The 24,243-nt window shown below is 59.0% G+C and carries 20 protein-coding genes; 5 read left to right on the top strand and 15 right to left on the bottom strand.

Features of this window, described 5'->3' with window-relative positions; genetic code table 11:
• On the bottom strand, nt 1–1,240 hold a 1,240-nt coding region (locus NF685_RS13250; protein ID WP_252849983.1), incomplete at its 3' end, for a copper resistance system multicopper oxidase.
• A gap of 649 nt (nt 1,241–1,889) precedes the next feature.
• Between NF685_RS13250 and NF685_RS13245 the strand changes: the two genes are divergently transcribed.
• On the top strand, nt 1,890–2,105 hold the full coding sequence (locus tag NF685_RS13245; protein WP_252849982.1) for a heavy-metal-associated domain-containing protein: 216 nt from the start codon (nt 1,890–1,892) through the stop codon (nt 2,103–2,105).
• 73 nt (nt 2,106–2,178) lie between these two features.
• A complete protein-coding gene (locus tag NF685_RS13240; RefSeq protein ID WP_252849981.1) occupies nt 2,179–4,533 on the top strand; it encodes a heavy metal translocating P-type ATPase in 2,355 nt (784 codons plus the stop codon).
• Nucleotides 4,534–4,725: 192 nt separating this feature from the next.
• Here the strand turns inward: NF685_RS13240 and NF685_RS13235 are convergent, their stop codons facing one another.
• The 7 genes from NF685_RS13235 to NF685_RS13205 all read right to left on the bottom strand — a co-directional run bounded on the left by NF685_RS13235 (nt 4,726) and on the right by NF685_RS13205 (nt 12,322).
• Entirely contained in the window at nt 4,726–5,154 is a 429-nt protein-coding gene (locus NF685_RS13235) for a DUF2141 domain-containing protein (RefSeq protein WP_252849980.1), read from the bottom strand.
• Nucleotides 5,144–6,265, bottom strand: coding sequence for a glycosyltransferase (locus tag NF685_RS13230; RefSeq protein ID WP_252849979.1), 1,122 nt, complete (start codon nt 6,263–6,265; stop codon nt 5,144–5,146). The genes NF685_RS13235 and NF685_RS13230 overlap by 11 nt, the downstream gene beginning before the upstream one ends.
• On the bottom strand, nt 6,240–6,938 hold the full coding sequence (locus NF685_RS13225; RefSeq protein WP_252849978.1) for a lysophospholipid acyltransferase family protein: 699 nt from the start codon (nt 6,936–6,938) through the stop codon (nt 6,240–6,242). Before NF685_RS13225 ends, NF685_RS13230 begins: the two co-directional genes overlap by 26 nt.
• Before the next feature lie 67 nt (nt 6,939–7,005).
• The gene (locus tag NF685_RS13220; RefSeq protein ID WP_252849977.1) at nt 7,006–8,568 is read right to left on the bottom strand and encodes a phytoene desaturase family protein; all 1,563 of its coding nucleotides are present in this window, start codon (nt 8,566–8,568) and stop codon (nt 7,006–7,008) included.
• An 18-nt stretch (nt 8,569–8,586) separates the two neighbouring features.
• The gene (locus NF685_RS13215; RefSeq protein ID WP_252849976.1) at nt 8,587–10,194 is read right to left on the bottom strand and encodes a phytoene desaturase family protein; all 1,608 of its coding nucleotides are present in this window, start codon (nt 10,192–10,194) and stop codon (nt 8,587–8,589) included.
• A gap of 174 nt (nt 10,195–10,368) precedes the next feature.
• Nucleotides 10,369–11,727 carry an aldehyde dehydrogenase family protein gene (locus NF685_RS13210; protein WP_264813781.1) on the bottom strand — a complete coding sequence of 453 codons (1,359 nt, stop codon included), beginning with the start codon at nt 11,725–11,727 and terminating at the stop codon, nt 10,369–10,371.
• A 115-nt stretch (nt 11,728–11,842) separates the two neighbouring features.
• Nucleotides 11,843–12,322: a monooxygenase family protein gene (locus NF685_RS13205; protein WP_222547493.1), complete on the bottom strand. Its 480-nt coding sequence runs from the start codon at nt 12,320–12,322 to the stop codon at nt 11,843–11,845.
• A 58-nt stretch (nt 12,323–12,380) separates the two neighbouring features.
• Here NF685_RS13205 and NF685_RS13200 point away from each other — a divergent pair, with 58 nt between their 5' ends.
• On the top strand, nt 12,381–12,938 hold the full coding sequence (locus NF685_RS13200) for a TetR/AcrR family transcriptional regulator (protein ID WP_252849974.1): 558 nt from the start codon (nt 12,381–12,383) through the stop codon (nt 12,936–12,938).
• Nucleotides 12,939–13,146: 208 nt separating this feature from the next.
• Here NF685_RS13200 and mdh read toward each other — a convergent pair whose 3' ends face one another.
• Complete coding sequence (gene mdh / locus NF685_RS13195) at nt 13,147–14,319, bottom strand: iron-dependent methanol dehydrogenase (RefSeq protein WP_252849973.1); 1,173 nt, start codon at nt 14,317–14,319, stop codon at nt 13,147–13,149.
• Nucleotides 14,320–15,026: 707 nt separating this feature from the next.
• Between mdh and NF685_RS13190 the strand changes: the two genes are divergently transcribed.
• Nucleotides 15,027–16,193: an MFS transporter gene (locus NF685_RS13190; protein ID WP_252849972.1), complete on the top strand. Its 1,167-nt coding sequence runs from the start codon at nt 15,027–15,029 to the stop codon at nt 16,191–16,193.
• A gap of 107 nt (nt 16,194–16,300) precedes the next feature.
• Here the strand turns inward: NF685_RS13190 and NF685_RS13185 are convergent, their stop codons facing one another.
• Genes NF685_RS13185 through NF685_RS13165 form a run of 5 tightly spaced genes read right to left on the bottom strand, consistent with a single transcriptional unit; the run spans nt 16,301 to nt 22,752 of the window.
• A complete protein-coding gene (locus NF685_RS13185) occupies nt 16,301–17,323 on the bottom strand; it encodes an isocitrate/isopropylmalate dehydrogenase family protein (protein ID WP_222547490.1) in 1,023 nt (340 codons plus the stop codon).
• A gap of 15 nt (nt 17,324–17,338) precedes the next feature.
• Nucleotides 17,339–19,108, bottom strand: a complete 1,770-nt coding sequence (locus NF685_RS13180; protein WP_252849986.1) for an aminopeptidase P family protein — start codon at nt 19,106–19,108, stop codon at nt 17,339–17,341.
• 29 nt (nt 19,109–19,137) lie between these two features.
• A complete protein-coding gene (locus NF685_RS13175; RefSeq protein ID WP_306414249.1) occupies nt 19,138–19,638 on the bottom strand; it encodes a GNAT family N-acetyltransferase in 501 nt (166 codons plus the stop codon).
• Entirely contained in the window at nt 19,631–20,527 is an 897-nt protein-coding gene (locus NF685_RS13170; protein WP_222547488.1) for a 50S ribosomal protein L11 methyltransferase, read from the bottom strand. The genes NF685_RS13175 and NF685_RS13170 overlap by 8 nt, the downstream gene beginning before the upstream one ends.
• Entirely contained in the window at nt 20,524–22,752 is a 2,229-nt protein-coding gene (locus tag NF685_RS13165; RefSeq protein ID WP_252849971.1) for an ATP-dependent helicase, read from the bottom strand. The genes NF685_RS13170 and NF685_RS13165 overlap by 4 nt, the downstream gene beginning before the upstream one ends.
• Before the next feature lie 27 nt (nt 22,753–22,779).
• Between NF685_RS13165 and NF685_RS13160 the strand changes: the two genes are divergently transcribed.
• Nucleotides 22,780–23,478 carry a JAB domain-containing protein gene (locus NF685_RS13160; protein ID WP_252849970.1) on the top strand — a complete coding sequence of 233 codons (699 nt, stop codon included), beginning with the start codon at nt 22,780–22,782 and terminating at the stop codon, nt 23,476–23,478.
• A 53-nt stretch (nt 23,479–23,531) separates the two neighbouring features.
• Here NF685_RS13160 and NF685_RS13155 read toward each other — a convergent pair whose 3' ends face one another.
• On the bottom strand, nt 23,532–24,233 hold the full coding sequence (locus NF685_RS13155) for an HAD hydrolase-like protein (protein WP_252849969.1): 702 nt from the start codon (nt 24,231–24,233) through the stop codon (nt 23,532–23,534).
• Nucleotides 24,234–24,243: the final 10 nt, after the last annotated feature.

Here is a 24,243-nt window from a genome sequence, read left to right as displayed (position 1 = left end):
CGCTCATGCCGCTCATGCCGCTCATGCCGCTCATGCCGCTCATGCCGCTCATGCCGCTCATGCCGCTCATGCCGCTCATGCCGCTCATGCCCATATCGACCATCGTTCGGACGGGACGCGGGTCCATAGCCGGGATGGGGGCCTGCATACCGGGTGCCGGTGCAAGCGTGCCGCGCGCAAAACCGGTCCGGTCTTCAGGCTGGACGAAAATCGTCCAGGCGCGGCTTTCGGTCGGCGTTACGATCAGATCGTAGGTCTCCGCCGGTCCGATGCGGAACTCCTCCACACGCACGGGCTGAACATCGGATCCATCTGCCGCGATGATATCGAAATCGAGCCCCGGTATGCGAAAGTCGAAAAGCGTCATTGCAGAGGCATTGATCACCCGCAGCCGGATACGCTCACCCGGAGAGAACAAGCCTGTCCAGTTCTGATCCGGCGCCCGACCGTTGATGAGATAGCTGTAGATCACGCCACTGACATCGGAGATATCTGTCGCCGACATGCGCATGCGCGACCACATGAGACGGCTGCTTACGGCCTCGTTCAGGCCCTGCTGGCGGGCTTCACGGAATAAAGAGGCCACACTGCGTTGCCGGAAGTTGTAGTAGTCGTCCTGCTGCTTGAGGTTGCTGATGATGTCGTGCGGGGCAACATCGCTCCAGTCGGAAAGCACGATGACATAGTCGCGTTCGTATCGACGGGGCTGCGGTTTGGCGGGATCGATAACGAGTGCGCCGAATAGCCCCTGTGCTTCCTGCATGCCCGAATGGCTGTGATACCAGTATGTCCCGGACTGCTTGAGAGGAAAGCGATAGGTGAAACGCCCTTTCGCAGGAATGCCGCCAAAGCTCAGCCCCGGTACGCCGTCCATCGAGGCAGGCAGTCGTATGCCATGCCAGTGGATGGATGTGGGCGCATCGAGGTGATTGATAATATCGAGCGTCATATCGTCGCCTTCACGCCAGCGTAGCGTGGGGGCAGGGACGGACCCGTTCACTGTAAAACCGTGAGCGCTTCGCGTTCCAACCTTCCAGCGTCTCGTGTCGATATCGAGGCGGTAATAGGAGGATGCACGCTCCGGTATTGCCGATGCATCGACAGGAGCCGCATCGGCACGAGCATGTGGCACCAAGGGGGTCAGGGCGAGGCCGGAAAGCCCGGTCACGAAATGACGGCGCGTGAGCGCACGATCAACCGTCCTGCGGGAGGCAGGATCGGTACGAAAGGCAATGGACATGAGACAAGGTCCTGAGCAGACGAAGCAAGGCATTCATCCGGGTGGGTTTCCCGAACGGATGCGCGGATCAGACTGTCAGGAGAGGGCGAGGAGGCCTGTCATCGGGGATAAGGTCCAAGCCTGACTGCACCGTATGCACCCGCCATTCATATCGGGCCGACGTCGAGACTAACGAGGCGCTGAAAAACGCCAGATCAGGAAGGATGTATCCGATCGCGCAGGCTATGGCAGGCGGACAGAGCGGGCATTCGGAACCGTGACTGTGATCCGTGCAGTGGCCGTTATGGGCAGGCATTCCCGCAGGATGTTGATGCATGGACGAGACCCGTCCTGCATGACACGCTGCGTGGATGGCAGAAGGGTGCGTGGAGATCGATTGCATGCCATCAGGCTGCCCGATAGTGATGGAATGAGCCCCCAAAACCTGCGTCACCACCGCCTGTGCCTGAGCAGGCAAAATGCCTCTCAGACACAGGCTGAGTGTGACGGCAAAGACGATCCAGAGAGGCGCGTTCCGGCGGCGCATGAAATCCTTGCACAAGATTTTGAAGCTGGGTGGTCGAGCAGTTCAGTCTCACCCAGAACGCGCTTGATTGCAACGACCCGGATACCAACCTAGACAGAGTATATCTCAAAAAAGGATAAAGAGATGAGCGAAACGCTGGATTTCAAGGTCGATGGCATGTCCTGTGGTGGGTGCTCTTCCCGGCTCGAGAAAAGCCTGATGGATGTTCCGGGCATCGAGGGCGTCAAGGCCAGTCATGAAACGGGCCTGGTTCAGGTCACGCTTGGCGACGTCGCTGTTCCCCGTTCGGCGATAGAGACCGTTATCGAGGATACCGGGTTCGACGTCGTTCGCCCTTGATATTTCCTGAAAGATCGGTCGCGACGGCGAAGACCGAAGCCACGTAACCCCCGGTGACGGACTGGACATCTGCATGACTGCCGAAACCCTCGATCTCGAGATCACCGGAATGAGCTGCGCTGCCTGCGCAGCACGGCTCGAGAAGGTTCTGAACCGTCAGCAGGGTCTGCAAGCCGGGGTTAATTTCGCGACCTCACGGGCGTTGATCACATGCCGGGATGGTGCTCCCGACCTCGCCGCAATAGAGAAGCTTGTCGAAAAAGCGGGATTCGGATTATCGCATCACGCCATCGAGCTTGCCGTGTCTGGTATGAGTTGTGCAGCATGCTCGTCCCGGATCGAAAAGCTGCTTAATCGTCTCCCCGGCGTGACTGCAAACGTCAACCTCGCGACCGGGCAGGCGCATATCGACCTCGTTACGGGAGCAGCAAGCGAAGAGGCGCTGGTTGCTGTCATACGAAAAGCCGGTTTCGACGCGTCGCCTGTCTCGCTCGTGCGAGAAAACTCTGATGACGACGCGTCTGAAAAGAGCGCGCTCCTCGATCTCGCATTGACCGGTTTGTTCTGTGTGCCTTTCCTGATCGAGATGATCGGCATGAGCGTTGGCATGCATCAACTCGTGCCGTTATGGGTGCAACTGGTCTGCGCGAGTTTTATCCAGTTCTACTCTGCCCGACATTTCTACAGGAGCGCGTTCCACGCGCTACGCAGCGGTTCGGCGAATATGAATGTGCTGGTCTGCCTTGGGACCAGTATTGCCTATGGATTCAGCCTGATCGTTGTTTGCCTCGGTCTCGATCTCCCGGTTTATTTCGAGGCGAGTGCCTTTGTCATTTTCCTCGTCTCCGTTGGCAGGCTGCTTGAAGCCCGTGCGCGCCACAGGGCAGCATCCGGCCTCGAGGCCCTTCTGAGATTGCGGCCGCAAACTGCGAACCGCATCGAGGGGGGGGAGATCGTTACCCGTCCGGTTGCCATGCTGCAGAAAGGCGACCTGTTTCTCGTCCGACCGGGTGAATCCATACCGGTGGATGGAGAAGTGACGGAAGGTGAGACCGAGATCGATGAGTCGATGCTTACCGGTGAATCAAGTCCGGTGCTTCGTCAAACCGGTGACACGATCTATGCCGGCACGCTGAACACCACGGGGATCGTACGCGCACGCGCCACGTCGTTGGGGAGCGATACGGCTCTTTCGCGTATCGTTTCTCTCGTCTCTCAGGCACAAGGATCCAAAGCCCCCATACAGCGTATGGCGGACAAGGTCTCGGCCGTGTTCGTCCCGACCATTATCGTCATTGCAGTGCTGACTTTCGTCGTCGGCTGGGCCGTTACGGGTGATGCGAGCTGGAGCCTGGTTTCAGCCATTTCGGTGCTGGTCATTGCCTGTCCCTGTTCCCTCGGTCTTGCCACACCGACGGCTTTAATGGTCGGCACCGGAAAGGCCGCATCGGCAGGTATCCTGTTTCGCAATGCCGAAGCGCTCGAGCGCATGCACAGACTTACCGTTCTGGCCTTCGACAAAACAGGCACGATCACGACAGGCCAACCCGTGGTCGAGGGTGTTTTTCCGGTGCAAGGTCAGGATGAGATTGGATTGCTTGCCATCGCGGCCGGGCTGGAAAGCGGTTCCGAGCACCCGCTCGGCAAGGCCATCGTGGCTTACACAGCCGAAAAGGGCATAAAATCCGTCACGCACCCGCAAAACTTCAAGGCGTTGCCCGGCAAAGGGATCGAGGCCCATGCCGATGGCGAACGCTATATGGTTGGAACACCGGATTATCTGCGCGAACAGGGTGTCACGGTCGACGCTACACCCGGAATGGGGGATGGCGTGACCCTGGCCTGCGTAGCGCGTGACAATGCGTATCTGGGAGCCATTACCCTTTCCGATCACGTGCGTCCCGAAGCTGCCGAAGTGATTTCATGGCTTCACCGCGAGCATATCAGGACGGTCATGCTGACAGGTGACAGGCCGGTCGTTGCCGATGCCATTGCCGCCCAGGTCGGGATCGACGATGTTGCAGCTTCACTGCGCCCTGAAGGCAAGGTCGAGGCTATTCGGGCCCTGCACGGCCCGGGACAGGTGGTCGGGATGACAGGGGACGGCATCAACGATGCGCCAGCTCTGGCTGCGGCGGATATCAGTATCGCGATAGGATCGGGCTCTGCTGCAGCCATGGAGACGGCCGATCTTGTTTTGATGACGGCCGATCTGCGCGCTATTCCCGATGCGCTTTCTCTCTCACGTGCAACTGTCAGGAAGATAAAACAAAACCTGTTTTTCGCGTTCGGTTATAATGTCGCGGCTATTCCGCTTGCGGCGTTCGGGTTCCTTAATCCGGCGGTAGCCGGCGGCGCGATGGCCCTCAGCTCGGTTTCTGTCGTGACAAATTCCCTGCTTCTGAACCGCTGGCAGTCGATCCGGTAACTGTTTTGCAGAAGAAGCAGTTCCCTGATGGGTGGCGGGAGACTCGGCAGGCGTCTCGCATCTCATCGGGCGTTCCAATGACGTGGGCGCATAGTGCCGCCAGTCATTGGAACAGCTGGTTTAATGATGCGCGAGCGGGGCGGCATCGAAACCATCAGACGGAGAAACCGTGTCCGCCCCGGCCTCGCGTTTTCAGCGCGTGATCAGCGTGACATCCAGCTTGCCGCCGCCTTGTGTCAGTTTGACTGCACATTGTTCGAAAGTAGGCGGCCCAAAGCGCAGAACAGGATTACGTGAAAAGCCGATCGGCTCCTGAGGAATGCCGAAGAACGACTTGTCCAGTTTCGCATTGCCGTTGCGGTCCTGATAGGCCTGAACGGCATACACACCCTCTGGCACGTTATCGAGAGTGATCGCCACGGTCGGCGTACTGGATTGGACTTCGCCATGAAACTTGCAGGTGGGCTTGAGAAATTCGTCTTCGCTGCACAGGGCGACGCGAACCATGCCCGTGTTGTCAGGCACGTTCCTGACGTCGATCTCCACAGGGCCTGCAAACGCCGCAAGAGCGGTGAGGGGCCATAAAGACAATACAGCAGCGAGACCAGTTCTAAGTTTCATAATGCCGACCTTTCCAGGATACAGGGCGCCCGAGAACATGCCTTATACGGGCATGGAACTGTATAAAAAGCAGTAGGAAAGTGCCGATCGGGCTGGCAATCACGGTGCGCAGACCCTGTCTGCAGCGCAATGCCACGATAAGACGAAAGCCCAGACTGGCGAAGCGTGCGAGCCATATTGCGGGGGTAGTGCGCATGAGGAATGGCGCGATATGCCCACCAGCGAGAAGGACGGTCCATACTGGAAGCGCGACCGGTCCGGCGAGCCCTTCCATTGCATTTTTCATCAATCCATCGTAAACCTCTCTGCCAGAGCGGTACATACGACAGGTCGCAAGGTCCGTAGCGTCGACAAGCGTGGTTTTATGTCCATGGCGGCGCATTGCGCGTGCCAGGGCCAGACCGTCATGCAGCCTGTTGCGGATGCCCGCATGCCCGCCAGTCCGTCGGTAGGCATCAGCATCAACGAAGACGAGCTGGCCGCAAGCTGCTGCCAGCCCAGAAGAGCGTCCGGTATCCATCATCAACGGCAGATATCCGTATAACAGGACGTTGATGAAGGGCAGAAGCAGCCACTCCATCACACTGACAGTGTCCTGATTTGGCACGCCGCTTATCATGGCGGGAGTCTGCCCGTTTTCTGTCACACCCAGCAGCCGGGATACAGCTTCGGGAGCAAGACGCACATCTGCATCGATAAAGAAGAGCCATGGCTGCGTGGCGGCCTCGGCAAGTTGTGCGCAGGCATGGTTTTTACCGCACCAGCCGGGTGGAAGAGGACGTCCGGTCAGAAGTCTGATGCGGCTATCGACATAAGCCCGAATCAGCGCCGCGGTGTCATCTGTAGAGTGATCGTCCAGGACGATCACCTCCTTGACCGTATTCCCATTAGCGAGCACGGCATCGATTGCGGCCTCGATCTGTGCCGCCTCGTTTCGGGCCGGTATCAATACGGAGACGCCCCGATCCTGTCCGACCGGCCTGCGTGGTGGGCGGATCATGGCGCGTAGATTGAGCAGCCCCATTACCAGAGGAAGGATTGCAAGCGCTGCAACAGCGAGCCCGGCTTTGGCCGAAGGGTTTCGCCTAGCGTCTGGCATGGCGCGGGTCATAGCGTGTCCTGAAAACGATGGCGCTCGCTCGCTGGAGCGAAGCATATAGACCACCCATTCCAGAGCGACCCGACGTCAACGGTGAAAAAACGGGGCGGCGCAGCAGGATATCCTGCGACAGTGTATCCATTGTCCCCTCAAGCGCCCGTTCCAGTGCCTCTTGTGTGGCAACGCGGCCCTGCGGCAACGCGGCTGGGCTGATCGAACGCCCAAAGCGAATGAACGCCTCCGGGCGTGATTCCGATGTAAAACGATAATCCAGCGCGACTGGGACGACCATGCAGCCGGGAGAGCGTGCGACAATATGGGCGAGGCCGGGCCGCAGACGTACCGGCCTCGTCTGGGCGTCGGTAAACTCTCCCTGCGCCGTGATCCAGAAAACGCCGCCGGAAGACAGGATATGGGAAGCCGAGACCAGCAGCGACCGCAGGCTGGCGCTGGATTTCGGGTCGACCGGCAGAAAGCCTGCGCGCCCGAGAAACGGATAACGTTGAAGTGTCAGTGCATCGATAGGCCCGAAGGCAACGCGTTCTGGGAAAAATCTCTGCTGCAGAACCGCGAACATTGCAGGATCCCACCATGAAGGGTGGTTTGTGTAAAACAGGATGCCTTGACCCGATAGCGGCTCGGGTACCTCGCCCGATCGGTTCAGCCCCGCAAAACTGCGTGTCATGCGGCGGCACAGGGCGCGGCTGACCCATCGGGTAAGGAACGCAGAGCGACCGAACGCTTTGCTGAGGTCAGCTCGCACGGTCGAGGGGACGGGCAGCTCTGCCCGTACGGTCAGCGTCGAGACAATCTGCGGCGATCCATCCTGACATCAGGGCCATGGGCATGCCGGGGCCGGGATGGGCACTCCCCCCCGCCATATACAGCCCTTTGAGGTCGCCCGAACGATTTGCCGGCTTGAATCCGCCCGCCAGACGGCCATGGCTTGCCAGGCCGTAAATCGCCCCGGCCTGTGGAGAATAACGCGTATGGATATCCATGGGAGTCAGGTGATGCTCGGTCACGATGCGTGAGTCGATATCCGGCATATTTCCAGCCGTCCTGAGCTTGTTCAGGATGACTTCACGGTATCCGGGAAACATCTCCGTCCAGTTCTGTCCAGAGCGGAGATAGGGCGTATGAACGAGAACATAAAGCGCTTCACCGCCTTCTGGTGCGGTCTGGGGCTCAGTGCGTGAAGGCGCAGCGAGATAGCAGGTCGGGTCGGGTGCAGGCCGGCCCTGATGATATATTGCGTCGAACTCTTCCTCGGCATCGCGTGAAAACACGAAATTATGGTGGGCAAGGTGTTCGTAGGCACGGTTGAGGCCAAGGTAGAGGACAACACCCGAACAGGCCGGTTCACGCGATTTCCACTGGCGTCTGAACCGGCGAAACGCGCGAGGCGCGATTTCCCGGTCGATAAGCTCGCGCATCGTTCTCACACTATCCATGTTCGAAACGACAGCGGAAGCATGAATGATCTCACCATTCTCCGTTTCGACACCGGAAACACGTTTGGCATCATGCACAACGCGCTTGATCCGGCAGTTGGTACGGAACACAACCCCGCTTTCTTCGGCCAGTTTGCGTAGCGCAACAGGCACGGCACGCGTGCCGCCAATGGGATACCAGATGCCTTCATCGACCTGCATATGGGCGATACCGGTCAGCACGGCGGGTGCCTGAAGCGGATTCGAGCCGACATATTGGGTAAAATGGTCGAACACCTGTACGGCCTGAGGATTACCGATCCGCTTGCGTATCTCGCGTCCGAGGGTCGAATGCATACGCAGGGCCAGAACGTCTTTCATGGTATCGGGCGAAAAAGTCTCGCCCAGATCGAGCGTGTCCCGCAGACCGCCGACCGATTTCCAGAAAACGAAACGGCGCGAGATGTCGTGCAGCTTCTCGCTCATGGCCAACAGGTCTCTGTAGCCCTTACCATCGCCCGGATGGCGCTTTTCAAGGCTTGCAGCCATTGCGTCGATACTCTCGACCAGATCAAGCGGCGCGCCCTCGTTGAAAAAGCAGCGCCATTGCGGGTCGAGACGACGCAGATCCAGCCGGTCCTCCAGCCTCTCGCCCGTTTCACCGATGATGCGGCGCAAAACCGAGGGAAGGGTGAGGATTGTTGGCCCCATATCGAAACGGAAGCCGTCCTGTTCCCACTCGGCGGCCTTGCCGCCTGTCCAGTCATTTGCCTCGCAAACGATAACCCGGTGCCCGCGGGCGCTCAGGGTACAGGCAGCCGCCAGGCCGCCCAGTCCTGCCCCGATGATGATAACCGGGGACTGGTCGGAAGGTGATCGCATAGGGTGTCCCTCCCGGGGTCAGGCGTGTCCGCCGGAGCACTCGGGCATGAGGTTGAGGGGAGGCGTCGTGATTTCCGGAAGTCTGATGGGGGTCTTTGCAAGGTCGCTGATCAGGAGATCGGCACTGATGCGCGCGCCTTCGAAGATGACGGGAAGGCCGCTGCCAGGGTGAGTCCCCCCGCCTGCCAGATAGATGTTCTCCACATCTTCAAAACGGTTGTGGGGTCGACGGTGCAACATCTGTCCAAGCGAATGGGCAAGATTGAAAACGGCACCGCGATGAACATCGTGGTCTTCCTGCCACTGCATGGGGGTGATGATTTTCTCGACGAGGATCCTGTTCTCGATATCGCCAAATCCGGCATCGCGCAGACGCTCGAAGACGATCCGTCTTGCGCGAGCGGTCGCCTTCTCATCCCAGACGAAGCCACCCTCGCGGAGATTGCCAACTGGCATAAGCACGTAAAGCGCCGTGCACCCCGGGGGCGCCTGACCGGGATCGGTAACGCAGGCGTTCTGAACATAAAGCGAAGCACGGGATGAGAGCTGCTTGCCCTCCTCGATTTCGGCGAAATTGTTTTCGTAATCGCTCGAGAGAAAAATCGTGTGATGCGCCTTCTCGGGCATGGTGCCCTTGAGACCGAGATACATCATGAATGTCGAGCACGAGAATTTTTTCGTGGCAATCGTTTCGTCGGTCCATTTACGACGGGTCTCATTCGGCAGGAGCTGCGAGATGGTCCGGGCAAAATCGCCATTCACGACTACGGCGTCCATCGCATCCACCCCATGCGCGGTTTCGACGCCCGTCGCTTTTCCGTTGCGCGTGGAAATTGCTGTCACGGCGGTATTGAGTCTGATCGTGACACCCATCCGGGTGGCAGCCTTGGCCATGGCTGCCATGACGGCTTCCGTTCCGCCCCGCGGGTGAAAAATGCCGAACTCGTGCTCCATGAAGCTCAGGATCGTGAACAGGGACGGACAACGATAAGGTGACATGCCCAGATATTTGCTCTGGAACGAAAAAGCGAGGCGCGTGCGCGGGTCAGCGAAATACCGTGAAAGATCCTTGTCGATCGACGAGAAGGGCGAAAGCACGGGAAGTGCCTTGAGCATATCGGGCTTCAGAAGGTCGAGCACCGAATTGAACGGGCGCTGCAAGGGCGCAACGAAGCGCTCGAACTTGCCTTTGTTGTCGTTCAGAAAGCGTTTTACCTGCTTGGCATCGGCAGGGGAGATCTTGCCGATCTCGTTTTCCAGCTGTTCTGGATCTGTCGTCAGGGAAAGGCGGGGACCGTTTTCGAAAACGAGGTCGTATAGATGCTTCAGTCGGTCGAGCTGCACCATCTCATCGAAGTCGAACCCGCAACGGGTGAAAATCTCGCGTATGATCTGCGGATAGAGAAAGAATGTCGGACCTGTATCGAAGCGGAAACCGTCGAGCTCGATGCAGGACGAGCGACCACCGATACGGTCAGACTTTTCGTAAACCGTGACTTTGGCCCCAGACTTCGCAAGGAGCATGGCTGTTGCAAGCCCTCCCGGTCCGGCGCCTATGACCGCAACATGACGTGTTGCCTGTTCCTGACCGATGCCGGAGCGAAGAAGAGCGTCTGTAGAGGCCATAGGGCAGAATGTCCTGACTTCTCTGTGCGGAGACGGGTCGTCTCAGTCACATTTCTTGGTGGATGAGACGTTTTGGGCGTTCTGCCTTGGGCCAGAACAGGACGTATCGGGCAGGAAGCTTGCCAGAGAAACATCAACGAAGCGTGATCGTTCCGGTTCCGCCCCGACCATGGTTTATCTGGCATGAAATCGCCTGGTTGCGGGCAACAAATGCCAGGCCATACGTTTGCGTATCGAAATACCGACAGGACGCGTCATGGCCAGCAATCCTTCACGACCGCGTGTCATGCCATAGCCGCTTGTTCTTCTGCCTCCGAACGGTAGCCGGGGATCGGCGCTCGGCACGATCAGATCGTTGATGCATATGGTGTTGGCGCTTAGTTGCTCGGCAAGTGCCTTCGCTTCTTTCTCGGCGCCGAATACGCTTGCACCCAGAGCATGGCGTGCGTTGCGGTCAATCTCAGCGGCCTGGGCCATCGATGCGACAGAGATAAGCGCGAGCCAGGGGGCGAAGCAGTCGACATCGACCAGGGACGCCTGCGCGGCATTGAGCGTGAAAATGGTTGCGTCTCCCACGTGGCGCAGCGCACCTCCATTCTCGCTTATAGCGGTACTCAGGGCCGCCAACGCCTGGTTCGGTGGGGTTTGTGAGGTCTGCCTGTCCTGCGCGAACAAGGCAGCAAGGGCCTTTTCCAAGGCGTCACGTCTCGCCTCGTCGATAAAAACGCGACGCGGTGCAATGCAGGTCTCGCCGCTCTTCAGTGTCAGACCGAAATGGAGCGCTCTCGCAACCAGATCGATCGAGGCGGAGGGGAGCACAAAGACCGGATCGGCGCCGGAGAGCTCCATGATGGTGGGGGTAAGAGTTCGCGCAGCGGCCTGTGCGACCGCCCGCCCGGTCTGGGCCGAACCTGTCAGGATAATCAGATCGAAGCCGGCTTCGCTTGCTTGCGGTCCGCACTCTTCCGGCAGGAGGTGGACAACGCCGCGGGGCAGGTCCGCACGTTCAAGCAGAGCGAGAAAACGGGCTGTAATCGCGGTACGTCCCGGCGCAGGCTTGAGCACGACCGTATTGCCTGCCGCAATGGCCTGCAGAACCTGTACGCCTGCAAGCATGAGAGGATAATTACCGGGTGCCAGAATGAGAATTGTGCCGATAGCCCGCCTGCGTATCAGGCTGGACACGCCACGAAGCCAGAATGGCCGTCCGAAAACAGAGAGGGGCACATCGCGAAGCAAAGAGGGCGCCTCGCGCAGAAGAAATCCCGCCGCAGCATGAAGAGGCAGGATTTCGGCGGAGACGATATCGAGCGGGCGCTGATCCGGGATCAGAGAGGTGAGTGTCGCGATGTCGCGCCATAAACACTTTCTGAAGCGTCTGATGACGCGCAACCGGCTTTTGAGCGGGACAGCCTCCCACAGACGCTGTGTCGCCTGCATGGATTCACGGAGCTTCTGGAAGTCGGGGGTGTTCGCCGTTTCACTCGAGGACACTGCGTTGATTTCTCCGTGTGCCGGTTCCATCTGATCCATCCTTCCTTCCTTGTCGGGTGTCACAACCCTTGTGCGGCCGACAGGTTTCGGAACGCGTTTTCGCTACGATGAGATGGTGTGTGAATGGGGTGCACAAGCCTCTGGCTTGCGTATCTCAGGACCGAGCGTCGCTCCGGACTGCAGACGATGCGTCGAGACGCATACGGCTTGTTTTCAGGGGGCCGATCGCCTCACATCTCGGTGCAAAACTGGCCAGACCGGTTGCCTTACCCATATCGGCGTAAATTGCCTCGATCCCGCCGCGCATACGATAGGTTTCATGCCAGAATCCACACCCCCGGTATCGTGTCATGAAATGACGCCACCATTCGGCATGGGGTGCCGAGCGGGTAAACCGTTCGAGACTGTCGAAATCCCGCCAGTACTGCCTGAAACCGAGGTGACGCCACCCGTAACGCTGCGTCTGATGATGCAGTAGACCATCCGGTGCAGACGCCGCGATCTGGCCAAGGCCGCGTCCGATTAACGGCATGGACAGCAGAGCGCAGGGATTCCTGATTTCGAGACCGAGAACGATCATGACGAGGTCCGGGTAGTCCTGCAGATTGACGGTGAAACGCCTATGGGTTTGCACGCGAACACCTCGATTGATTACAATGTAAACATAACATAAGTATGCAGTGTAAACCGGGATGACAATTAAAATCGATTTGCGCGATCGTTTGATCGCACTGACGATCGCAGAACTCGAAGCCGGCAATGCCGAGCCGAGCCTGAGAGAGATTGCGCGCAAGGCCGGTGTCTCTGCCATGGCGCCCTACCGGCATTTCAGCGACAAGGCCGCGCTGCTGACCGCCGTGGTGATAACGGGATTCAGACTATTGCAGGAAAGCCTCGACCGGGCAGATCGATCGGCTGGGGGGAGGGAGGCTCTGATCGCACAGGGCCTCGCCTATATTGCGTTCGCCCGTGCCAATCCGGCCCTGTTTCACCTCATGTTCGCCCATGCTGAGGCTGGAGATAAGAGCAACGCTCCGCATGACCTGTCAGAGGCGGAAGGATACAGCATTCTCAAAAGGCGTCTCGTTGAGACAACCGGTTTTGATGAAAAGATTGCTGCCCCAGGGTGCTGGGCGCTTGTACACGGACTGGCGATACTCCAGCGCGATCGCAAGCTCGACCTTACTCATGACGAACAGCGCCAGGTACTGGACCTGATGACGCGCGGTCTTGAACCTACCAAATGCTGAAAAAGACACTTGCCGCGGCTGTGGGCGGAACTCACAGAGCGCGTGGCGAAAAAGGTTCGGGCAAACGCCGCAATAAACAGATCAATAACGCAGCGTCTTGCCCGAGCGGGTCGGCATGGATTTGCCGTATGGTCGTGAGGTCTGCAGAAACGGATAGTCAACAGGCCTCCACCACGACTCAACGGTTATGATGGAGGGTGCCTGACTGTTACATGGCCGCCTCGAAAACTCCCACAATCTGGCCGAGTGTTGCCTTGCGCGGGTTGGTCAGCATGCAGGCGTCTTTCTGGGCGTTTTCGGCCATGACCCTGTGATCTTCGGCTTTCACGCCCAGGGCAGAGAGCCCTTCAGGGATACCGAGCGATCGCGACATCGCGGTGATTGCGTCGATGGCAGCTTCGGCAGCCTCTTCACGGCTCATCAGATCGGTGGGTACCCCAAGCAGATTTGCGATACGTGCGTAGCGATCTGCGGCGGCAATCAGATTGAAACGGCAGACATGTGGGAGAAGCACGGCATTGCAGACACCATGCGGCAGGTTATAGAAACCGCCGAGCTGGTGCGCCATCGCATGGACATAGCCAAGCGACGCATTGTTGAATGCCATTCCAGCAAGATATTGCGCATAACACATCGCTACACGCGCTTCCATGTTCTCACCATGCCCGACCGCCTTGGGCAGGAATTCCGCGATCAGGCTGATTGCCTTCTCGGCACACGCATCCGTAATCGGCGTGGCCGCCGTCGAAACATAGGCTTCGATCGCATGGGTAAGTGCATCCATACCCGTCGCTGCAGTCAGTGAGGGCGGCATGGCGACCATCAGGCTCGGATCGTCGATTGCGATCAGGGGCGTGCAACGCCAGTCGACAATCGCCATCTTCACATGGGTCTGTGAGTTGGTGATGATGCAGAACCGCGTCATCTCCGAAGCCGTCCCGGCCGTCGTATTGATGGCGATGAGCGGGGTCATGGGAACTTTCGACTTATCGACACCCTCATAATCGCAGATATGACCGCCGCCAGCGGTGACCAGACCTATGCCCTTGGCGCAGTCATGGGCCGACCCGCCGCCCAGAGAAACGATAAAATCGCACCCGTTATCCTGATAGATCTTGACGCCGTCATGCACATTCTTGTCGGTCGGGTTGGGTTCGGCCCCGTCAAAAATGACGGTCTGAAGCCCGTCTTCGAGCAGATAGCCCGATATGATGTCAGCGACGCCCATTTTCCTGAGGCCCGCATCGGTCACGATGAGGGCTTTTTTGCCGCCGAGCGCTTTGGCACGGTCTCCGGCCTGTTTCGCACAGCCCGGCCCTATAAGGGTCACGCAGGGAATGAAAAAACTGTCAGTATGATCAGCGTAAGCAATATGAGCCATGTTCCGGATCCTTCTGCCTAAAGCGGTTCGTGATGATCGGACGCTTTGCATGGACAAGCAGCCTATCATCAGGATTTGTCAGTAAAACACGCTGGGCTGAAAATGGATCCATGGATTGCCGATCAATAAAACTCGATCCGTAGGACAGTATATTTTGTAACAATACTGCGTTTGTGCTATTTAAATGGATGCAGATGCAATAAGTTTAGAGGCGGTCGGACCGTCGGCAAGCCTCTCCGCGGGTTCTTCGCGCGCGATCGATACGTGTGCTGCCCTGGAATATATGTTGCCATTACGACGTGTGAGCCTGCCATCAGCTGGACCGCTCATCGAGCGATGCGCCGCAGGCGAGCGCAAGGGAGGGGCGTTGTTCTCTGGTTGAGTGCGATATGCAGTTTTTCTGCTTTTTGTCACTTATCAGGATGCGAAATGAAACGCCTTCAGTTCGGTAGACTCTCGCCTCGGTCTCCTGCCGTAGCGCTCACAACAGCGCTTGAGCGCGGGTTATGCTCAGGCTCGCCGTAATCCATCTGGGTCCACTCATGAGGAAACTGTCTTTCGAATTACGTTCGAATGACAGTAGTTCAATGCTGCGATGAACCACTCTGCCTGAAAATGTAAAAACGGTTAATCTCACCAGAGAAGAAAATTGACGCGCCTATCGTTTCGTCCGTTAACACAGTTTCGTCTTAACAAGGACTTCCGCTGTGCCTATCGCATTACTCGCTTTGGCCATCGGGGCATTTGGCCTCGGTACGAGTGAGACAATCGTCATGGGGCTCTTGCCCCAGCTGTCCGGCAGTCTGCATGTCACTATCGCAGATGCCGGTCTTCTCGTGTCCGGTTACGCCTTCGGTGTGACGATCTCTTCGCCCATTGTCGCGATACTCACGAATTCGCTGACACGGCACAAAACGCTGCTCCTGACGATCAGCCTGTTTACCCTGGGCAATCTGCTGAGCTGCCTTGCCCCCGGTTACTGGTCTCTTATGGCCGGGCGTATCGTTACCTCGTTTGCACATGGCACGTTCTATGGAGCAGCGTCGGTCATCGCCTGTCAGATCGTACCACCGAACAAGCGTGCCCAAGCGCTTTCTCTTGTCTATATCGGCCTGACACTGGCCATGATTGTTGGCGTTCCGCTGGGAACGGCAATTGCGCAGTTCTTCGGGTCGTGGCGGGTTGCCTTCATGGCGATTGTCGTTATCGGAATTATCGCCTTTCTTACGATCAGTCTGTGGGTGCCAAAAGACAAGATTTCTGGGCCGCCGGTTCATATCTATGCGCAGCTTCGTGCGGTGACCCAGCCTCTGGTCGTTTCCACCATGCTGATCTCGATGTGCACGTCTGCCAGCATGTTCTGTCTGTTCACCTATATCTCACCTTTCCTGCATATCAGGACTGGCCTGTCGTCTCACGCGATCGATCTGGTGTTGCTTATGATCGGTGGTGGGCTATGCATCCGCAATGTGCTTGGGGGCTGGCTGGCCGACTGGAAAATGCTGCCATCCTGCGCCGGGATCATGTTCCTCGTGGCAGTCATGCAGCTCTTGCTCGTACCCGCATCCCTGGATGTCTGGACCTGCCTGCCGGTGCTATTCATCTGGGGCGTGCTGATTTACGCGCCTATGGCTCCCCTGCAGGCCTATGTCGTGCAGTGTGCCCAGTCGGCGCCGAATATCGTCTCGGCCATGAACCAGAGCTCGTTCAATTTTGGAAATGCCGTCGGGGCGTGGGCAGGCAGCCTGTTTGCCACCGGCTATGCCGGATATGACCGGTTACCCTATCTGTCGGCGGGTTTTGCGATGACAGGGTTTGTCTTCGTGTTCGTCGCCATGCATTACGCGCGTAAGGCAGGTCAACGCATCGCCTAACCCGGCTTAAGCTTTTTTTTCCCCTTGCGGACGGGCCTGCTTGCTGTAACCGACCAGGAAGCCGGGGCGGGAACCGGGGGTGAAAGTCACCCCCGGCAGGAGAAAGTTCAGAGCGCGGCGAGCAGAGCCTTTGTGAGTTCTGCGGTGCCGGTGTCGCCACCAAGATCGCGCGTGCGCACACCATCGATACGAATGACGCGGTCGATGGCGTTATCGACGCGGGCGGAGAGGTCCTGTCGACCGACATGGGCAAGCATCATGCTGGCAGCCATGAGCAGCGCGAGAGGGTTCGCAATGCCCTTGCCTGCAATGTCGGGCGCCGAACCATGCACGGCTTCGAAGATAGCGGCATTCGGACCGATATTGGCACCCGGTGCCATACCAAGTCCTCCCACGAGCCCCGCCGTCAGATCGGACAGAATGTCGCCGAACAGGTTGGTGGTGACCATCACGTCATACTGCCATGGATCGGTCACGAGCTGCATGGCGCAGGCATCGACGATGCGCTCGTCACAGGCAACGCGTCCCTCGTATTCCTTGGCGATCTTGCGTCCTTCCTCGAGGAAGATACCGCTCAGGATCTTGAGAATATTGGCCTTGTGAACCAGCGTGACTTTCTTGCGGCCGTTTGCAACGGCATAATCGAAGGCAAAGCGTACGATACGGGCACACTCGGCGCGCGAGTTGAAACCGGCACCATAGGCAAGGCCCTTGGGGTCGTCACCGCAGGGAAGGTAATGCTCCATCGCGGCGTACAGGCCTTCGATGTTCTCACGCACGACGACCAGATCGATATTGTCGTAACGCCCGCCCGGCACGACGGTCCGTGTGGGGCGCAGATTGGCGTACAGACCGAATTCCTGACGCATCGTGACGTTGACGGATTTGAACCCTGCGCCGACGGGCGTCGTCAGGGGGCCCTTGAGGGCGAGACCTGTCTTGCGGATGCTGTCCAGTGTCGGCTGCGGCAGGGGCGCTCCGAATTTCTCGATGGCGCCCAGTCCGCCCGACTGATGGTCCCACTCGAACGGCGCACCGATCCTGGCAAGGATCTCGACGACCGAAGCGGTGATTTCCGGGCCGATACCATCGCCTTCGATAAGGGTCGCTGGGATCATGTGATCAGCCATTCTGTCTTTCCTTTTTCAGTTCGCAATCGGCGCACAGGCATCGGCCAGCCACTTCCGGTCGTCCTCGTCCAGAAGCGGCCCGATGCGCGCGAGCGTATCGTGGTGATAGGCATTGAGCCAGCGTAGCTCTTCGGGTTCCAGTAACGATGGCATGATGAGCTTGCGATCGAACGGTGCATAACCCAGCACCTCGAACTCGAGGAACGGACCGTGCGTGCCTGTTGCAGCAGGCCGAACCAGAAGCAGGTTCTCCAGCCGGATGCCATAGGCGCCCGGAAGGTAGTAGCCGGGTTCGTCCGATACGATCATACCGGCCTCGAGCGCGATCGGTCGTGGGACCGAGCTGATATTCTGCGGGCCTTCATGGACGGAAAGAAAGCTGCCTATCCCGTGACCTGTACCATGATCGTAATCGAGCCCGGCCTGCCAAAGCGCGTAGCGTGCCAGTGCATCGAGACGATGCCCTGTCGTGCCTTCGGGGAAACGTGCGCGGGCAAGCATGATGTTGCCTTTGAGCACGCGGGTGAAAGCGTCGCACAGGGCGGCAGGCGGCGCGTCGGGGCCGTTCCAGACAGTGCGCGTGACGTCGGTCGTCCCGGCATCGTACTGACCGCCGCTATCGATCAGATAGACCTGATTGGCTTCGAGAATGCGGTCCTGACCCGGCAGAGCCCTGTAATGGGGCAATGCGGCATTGGGCCCCACTGCCGAGATCGCAGGGAAGCTTTCCTCGTGATAATCGGATGCTGCCCCCCGATAGCCGTGGAGGATCTCGGCAAGCATCGTCTCATGCAGCCCGGTCCCTTCGCGCGAGACGAAGTGCAGAAAGCGGCACAGGGCTGCTGAATCCGTCAGATGAACCTTGCGCGCGCCTTCCTGCTCGATTGCATTCTTGCAGGCGCGGGGCAGGGCGCACAGATCGGCACCGCGAGCGAGGCTCGCCCCCGCATCCGACAATGTCTGGATGAACCAGAGCGATGTCTGGGCCGGGTCGAAGCGCACGACCTGCCCGCTCAGTGCCCTCAGGCGATCCGGCAGCTCGTGAGGGGGAAGTATGGAGACATTGCGGAACGAGATCGCGGCATCGGGGCTGACCCGACTGATATCGATGAACACCTCGAGCGATGCGTCGTGATGCAGTATGCCAAAGGCAAGAATGACCGGCGTGTGCGGTACGTCATCGCCACGTATGTTCAGCAGCCACGCAAGCGAAGTGGGATCGCAGATCAGCATGGCTTCCTGACTGGCCTTGCGCAAGGCGCCACCGATCTTGATGCGCTTGGAAAGGCTGCCTTCGCCACTGAACGTCTCGGGGTGGTAGCGCATGCCGCTCTCCGGCGGATCCGGCTGGTCGACCCAGACGGCATCGACCGGGTTTTGCGCAAGCGGCACGAAAGTGTAATCGGCAGAAGTCAGGGCATTCAGCTGAGCCTCGCCCACCAGCTTGGGGTCGTAGCCGATGCGCAGGCCCTTCGCATTATGGGCGAGCCATGCCGCGGGGGGCTGCTTGGTGAGATGCAGCCGTTCCCACTGCGTTGCCTCGACCTGATCCTGCAACTGGCTGGTGTAGCGCCCGTCCGAAAAGACAGCAGCGTTGTCGCGCAGCACGATGGCCAGTCCGGCGCTCCCGGTAAATCCGGTCAGCCAGGCGAGCCGTTCGGCATAGGGCGCAACGTATTCTCCGAGGAATTCATCGCCACGCGTGAGCAGAAAACCGTCGACGCCGCTGGCCTCGAGTTCTTTTCGAACAAGCGTCTGACGATTGGCGAGGGGGATGATGCTCATCATTTGATCTCTCTCTTCAAGAGCCGCATTCAGCTTCTGTCGAAAAGCCGGTACATGAAAACAAGATCGAGCCAGCGCCCGAATTTATGCCCCATTTCCGGTAATGGTGTGCTTTCGCCAAAACCGGCAGCGCGATGAAGCGCGATAGAGGCCGTGTTGCTTGCCGTGATCGCGCCAATCAGCACGTGCATGCCTGCATCGCGTGCGTGGGTCACCATGGCATCGAGCAGCAGGCGGCCGATTCCGCGCCTTTGGGCATCACGCGATACATAGATCGAATGCTCGACCGTGCGGGCATAGCCCTCATAGGCACGAAACGGCCCGTAGGAGGCGAAACCGAGAACCTGTCCGTTCTCGACAGCCACAACCACAGGAAAGCCCGCGCTCTGGCGATCGTTCATCCAGCGGCGACGCTCATCCAGATCGCGAGGTGACGTGGCCCAGATCGCCTCGGACGTTGCAATTGCATCGTTCGTGATGGCGAGAATGGCCGTCAGATCCTCAGGCCCGGCATCGCGCAGCTCAATCACGGCGGCGCAGTACCAGTGTCGACCATTCGCCCTCGTAATACTGTTTTTCGAGAACAAGCCCCTGTCTTCTATGGGCAGCGAGCACCATACGTGCCTGGGTGGTCAGCAGTCCGGCGAGAATAACGGTGCCGCCCGGAGCAAGGTGCGTGCCGAGCGATTTGGCCATCTTGCAGAGCGGACGTGCCAGAATATTCGCGAAAACGAGGTCGTAAGGCGCCTTCGCACGGACTGCGGGCGTGAGCCAGCCATTGCCCAGACGTGCATCGATCAGCGGGCCGATGCCATTGAGCGTGGCGTTGCTGGCAGCGACACGTACGGACCATGGTTCGATATCGACGGCAAGGATACGCTTGTGAAACAGCTGCGCAGCCGCCATGGCAAGAATGCCCGAGCCGCATCCCATGTCGAGAATACGTTGCGGCTTGCGCCAGGCCATGTCTTCGAGCGCACGCAGGCAGCCGCGCGTCGATCCGTGCTCACCCGAGCCGAAGGCGATCCCGGCATCGAGCGTGATCGTCAGACGGTCGCGCTTGTGACTGGGAGCGAGATGCGTACCGCGAATGGCGAAACGCCTGCCGACATTCTGCTGCGGGAATGCCTCGTAGGTGCGCGCAAGCCAGCCTTCGGCTTCGGTACGCTCGCGCACCAGCTCGGCATCGACCCCGGTCATCAGTCGCGCGAGCGTCAGTGCGCGTGCAAGTTCCTCCTCGGCATGGCCTACATCCTTGACGCCTTCGACACGCCAGATGTTCTGATCCTCGTTGGCCTCGAAAATACCGACCGTCGTGCAGACCGTCAGAAAGGCCTGCTCGAAGAGAGGCACCGCCTCATCGGCTACGGTGACGGAAATGGTTTCGAGCGCCGAAGCATGTCGTCTGGATGCGCTCACGAGACCTGTTCCACAAAATGCGCCATGATGCGTTTTTCGCCTGCCTTTTCGAAGTTGATATGAAGTCTGTCGGACTCGACAGCCAGTACGGTGCCATAACCGAATTTCTGATGAAACACGCGTGCGCCCTGGGCAATTCCGTGTGAGGCGTCCGGCAGTACCTCGGTGACCTTGGGCGCGGGTGCCCTGTATCCGCCTCGTGTGCTCGAAAGCGGACCCGATGCGAAGATCGAGCTCTGCTGCGCAAGCTGCCTTCGTTCCTGCATGGCCTGGCCGCTATGCTCGACCGTTTCCGACGGTATCTCGTCAATGAAGCGGCTCGGCATGGAATCCTGCCAGTTGGCATAGATGCGCCTGCGTGCTGCATGGATTATTATGGCGCGTTTGCGCGCACGCGTAATACCTACATAAGCTAGGCGGCGTTCCTCCTCGAGGCTTTTGAGGCCACCTTCATCGAGACTGCGCTGCGAGGGAAAGACACCTTCTTCCCAGCCGGGGAGAAACACGGTGTCGAATTCCAGCCCCTTGGCACCATGGATCGTCATCAGGCTCACCGTATCGACGCTCGCCTTGTCTTCGGTCTCGGTCACAAGCGCCACATGCTCTAGGAAGCCTTCGAGCGTGCCGAAGTCGCCTATCGCGCGCAGAAGCTCCTTGATGTTGTCCAGACGCCCCGGTGCCTCGGGCGACTTGTCGTCACGCCACATCTGCAGATAGCCGCTTTCTTCCAGCAACTGCTCGGTTGCGACCACATGACCCTCGCTGTCACGGGTCTCGCGTGCCCGGGCGAAGGCATCCATGAGGGTGGAAAGCGCTTCTTTTCCCTTTCCCTTGACCACGCCGGTTTCAAGCGCATGGATCACACCAGCGCTCAGTGGAGCATTCAGGCTGCGTGCCTCATGATGGAGCTTCTGCAGGCCTGCTGCGCCGATGCCGCGCTTGGGCACATTGACGATACGCTCGAAAGCGAGATCGTCGGCGGGCTGGGCCAGAACGCGCATATAGGCCATGGCATCGCGTATCTCGGCGCGCTCGTAAAAGCGCAGGCCGCCTACCACGCGGTAGGGCAGACCAAGTGTCAGAAACCGTTCTTCGAAAGGTCGCGTCTGAAACCCGGCGCGCATCAGAATGGCGATCTGGGAGAGCGGGTGCCCTTCGCTTCGCAGGCGCTCGATCGCCCCGGCGGCAATGCGGGCTTCCTCATCGGAATCCCAGACGCTGATGATCTGTACTTTCTCGCCCTGCGCGTCGTCCCGACCGGGTCGCAATGTCTTGCCGAGCCTGCCGGAATTATGGGCGATCAGTCCCGATGCTGCTGCCAGGATCTGGGCTGTTGAGCGGTAATTGCGCTCGAGACGCACGACCTTGGCACCCGGAAAATCCTTTTCGAAGCGAAGGATGTTTTCAATTTCCGCGCCACGCCACGAATAGATCGACTGATCGTCATCGCCCACACAGGCGATATTGGACGGTCCATGCTCTTTCTTGGCAAGCAGGCGCAGCCACAGATACTGGATGGTGTTGGTGTCCTGATACTCATCGACCAGGATGTAGCGAAACAGGCGATGATACTGCGCCAGCACATCGGGCTGGGTGCGCAGGATTTCGAGCGTATGCAGCATGAGATCGCCGAAATCGCAGGCATTAACGGCTTTAAGCCGCTCCTGATAGGCCGCGTAAAGCTTGCGTGCCTGACCGCCCGCGAAATCGGTATCTTCTGCTGCTGTGACCTGTTCCGGCGTCAGGCCGCGATCCTTCCAACGCTGGAAAATACCGAGCAGCGCCTGGGGCGGCCAGCGCTTGGTATCGATCCTGTAGGGCTCCATGATCTGCCGGGTCAGGCGGATCTGATCATCCGTATCCAGAATCGTAAAGCCGGTGGTGAGACCGACATATTCTGCATGTCTGCGCAGCATGCGCGCGCACAGCGCATGGAAGGTGCCAAGCCACAAGCCATCGACCGCCTCCCCAAGAAGCGCACCGACGCGCTCGCGCATTTCGCGCGCAGCCTTGTTGGTGAAGGTCACGGCCAGAATCTGATAGGGTCTGGCACGGCCGTCGAGTAGAATATGGGCAAAGCGTGTCGTGAGAACGCGCGTCTTGCCGGTGCCTGCTCCTGCAAGGATCAGAAGCGGGCCTTCCGTGGTCTCGATCGCTTCCCTCTGTTCGGGATTGAGGCGTTCGAGATAATCGGGCGAGGGAGAGGGAGTCAGGGATTGCGTCACCCTTCCGATATAGAATGTAATGCCAGCATGGCCAAACGCTCATTTTCTCCTGTCGCTGCGAACCATCTTCGGGGGACAGGACCGCACGGCCATCGTGAGCGTATGCGCCGACGGGTGATGACAGCAGGGGCGGAAAGCCTCGCCGATTATGAAATTCTGGAAATGATGCTCTTCCACAGCATCCCCAGACGTGACACCAAGCCGATGGCCAAGGCACTGATGCATCGCTTCGGCAGTCTGGCTGCCGTGTTTGCAGCACCTGTCGACGATCTGCGTGCTATGGGTCTGAACGACAAGGCCCTGTTGCTCCTGCGTTTTCCTCCGATTCTCGCTGACCGGCTCGCACTGGCCGAAGACAGATTACGCCCACGGTTGGGAAACTGGGACCAGCTATGCACCTATCTTTCCGGCGCGATGAATACTGCCGTGCCAGAGCAGTTTCGTCTGCTCTATCTCGATAATCGCAACCGGCTACTCGCCGATGAGCCCGTGGACGATTTTGCAGCGACCGCGCCGATTTTTCGCCGCGCCTTGGCGCTTCAGGCGGTCTCGTTCATCGGTGTGCAGAAAACCCTTGCCGCGTTTCATGCCTCGACATCGCCTCTGACCCTCTTTGCCCGACGTCTGAGCATGGAAGCAGGTTCCCTGTCCATGATCGTCCATGACGTCGTGGTCGTCAGTGAAAGGCGAAGCCCTCTGAGCCTGAGACAGAAGGGACTCTTCTGAAGCGAATGGTCACCGGGAGATGGAGACCCCGGAGGTGCGGCCCCCATCGCGGGTCAGGAAGGCTGGCGGGCGAGTGCGTGGAACTGAGAATGGATTGCCGGTTCGAGCGCCTCAGGGGCATCGACGAGCATCTCTGCACCTGCTTCGGTAAGCTCGCTCTCACCTCCATATCCCCACAGGACACCCAAAGCGCGCAACCGGTTGGCATGCGCACCGGAAATGTCGAAACGTCTGTCTCCGATCATCAGCGTGCGCGCTGGCGATAGACCTTCCTGTTTCATGATGCGTGCGATCATCTCCGGCTTTTCACCACCGCTATCGTCATCGGCTGCGCCATGAATGGCGTCGAAGCAGCAATCGAGTTCGTGCTGCGCCAGGATATGGCGTGCCAGTGAGGCAGGCTTCGAGGTTGCCGTGAAGATCCGTACCGGCGATCGGGCGAGATCCTTGAGAAGGCGGGCCATATGGGGAAACACCGGCGTCTGGAACCGCCCGGTTTCGTCATAGAGACGACGATAATGAGCGATTGCCTCCTCGACGCGTTTTTCACCGTAGGGCCGAATGACCTCGGCCATGAGCTCAGCGAGCGGAGGGCCAACAACCCAGGTGAGGTCGATGAAAGGGTCAGGCTCGTGCCCCAATGCCCGAACGACTCCGTGAAGTGTTTCAATAATACCTATGCGTGAATCGATAATCGTTCCGTCAAGATCAAATAAAATGGATTGATCACTCGTATATTGATCAAACTTTGACATACATGGCTCG

The organism is Asaia lannensis NBRC 102526 (assembly GCF_024054035.1).
Lineage (GTDB): Bacteria > Pseudomonadota > Alphaproteobacteria > Acetobacterales > Acetobacteraceae > Asaia > Asaia lannensis.
Note: the sequence above shows the minus strand (reverse complement) of the source record. Positions and strands in the feature narration are given on the sequence as shown.

Coding starts and splice junctions, on each gene's coding strand:
- NF685_RS13245 (WP_252849982.1), top strand. CDS start 1,890: ATGAGCGAAACGCTGGATTTCAAGGTCGATGGCATGTCCTGTGGTGGG.
- NF685_RS13240 (WP_252849981.1), top strand. CDS start 2,179: ATGACTGCCGAAACCCTCGATCTCGAGATCACCGGAATGAGCTGCGCT.
- NF685_RS13235 (WP_252849980.1), bottom strand. CDS start 5,154: ATGAAACTTAGAACTGGTCTCGCTGCTGTATTGTCTTTATGGCCCCTC.
- NF685_RS13230 (WP_252849979.1), bottom strand. CDS start 6,265: ATGACCCGCGCCATGCCAGACGCTAGGCGAAACCCTTCGGCCAAAGCC.
- NF685_RS13225 (WP_252849978.1), bottom strand. CDS start 6,938: ATGACACGCAGTTTTGCGGGGCTGAACCGATCGGGCGAGGTACCCGAG.
- NF685_RS13220 (WP_252849977.1), bottom strand. CDS start 8,568: ATGCGATCACCTTCCGACCAGTCCCCGGTTATCATCATCGGGGCAGGA.
- NF685_RS13215 (WP_252849976.1), bottom strand. CDS start 10,194: ATGGCCTCTACAGACGCTCTTCTTCGCTCCGGCATCGGTCAGGAACAG.
- NF685_RS13210 (WP_264813781.1), bottom strand. CDS start 11,727: ATGGATCAGATGGAACCGGCACACGGAGAAATCAACGCAGTGTCCTCG.
- NF685_RS13200 (WP_252849974.1), top strand. CDS start 12,381: ATGACAATTAAAATCGATTTGCGCGATCGTTTGATCGCACTGACGATC.
- mdh (WP_252849973.1), bottom strand. CDS start 14,319: ATGGCTCATATTGCTTACGCTGATCATACTGACAGTTTTTTCATTCCC.
- NF685_RS13185 (WP_222547490.1), bottom strand. CDS start 17,323: ATGGCTGATCACATGATCCCAGCGACCCTTATCGAAGGCGATGGTATC.
- NF685_RS13180 (WP_252849986.1), bottom strand. CDS start 19,108: ATGAGCATCATCCCCCTCGCCAATCGTCAGACGCTTGTTCGAAAAGAA.
- NF685_RS13160 (WP_252849970.1), top strand. CDS start 22,780: ATGGCCAAACGCTCATTTTCTCCTGTCGCTGCGAACCATCTTCGGGGG.
- NF685_RS13155 (WP_252849969.1), bottom strand. CDS start 24,233: ATGTCAAAGTTTGATCAATATACGAGTGATCAATCCATTTTATTTGAT.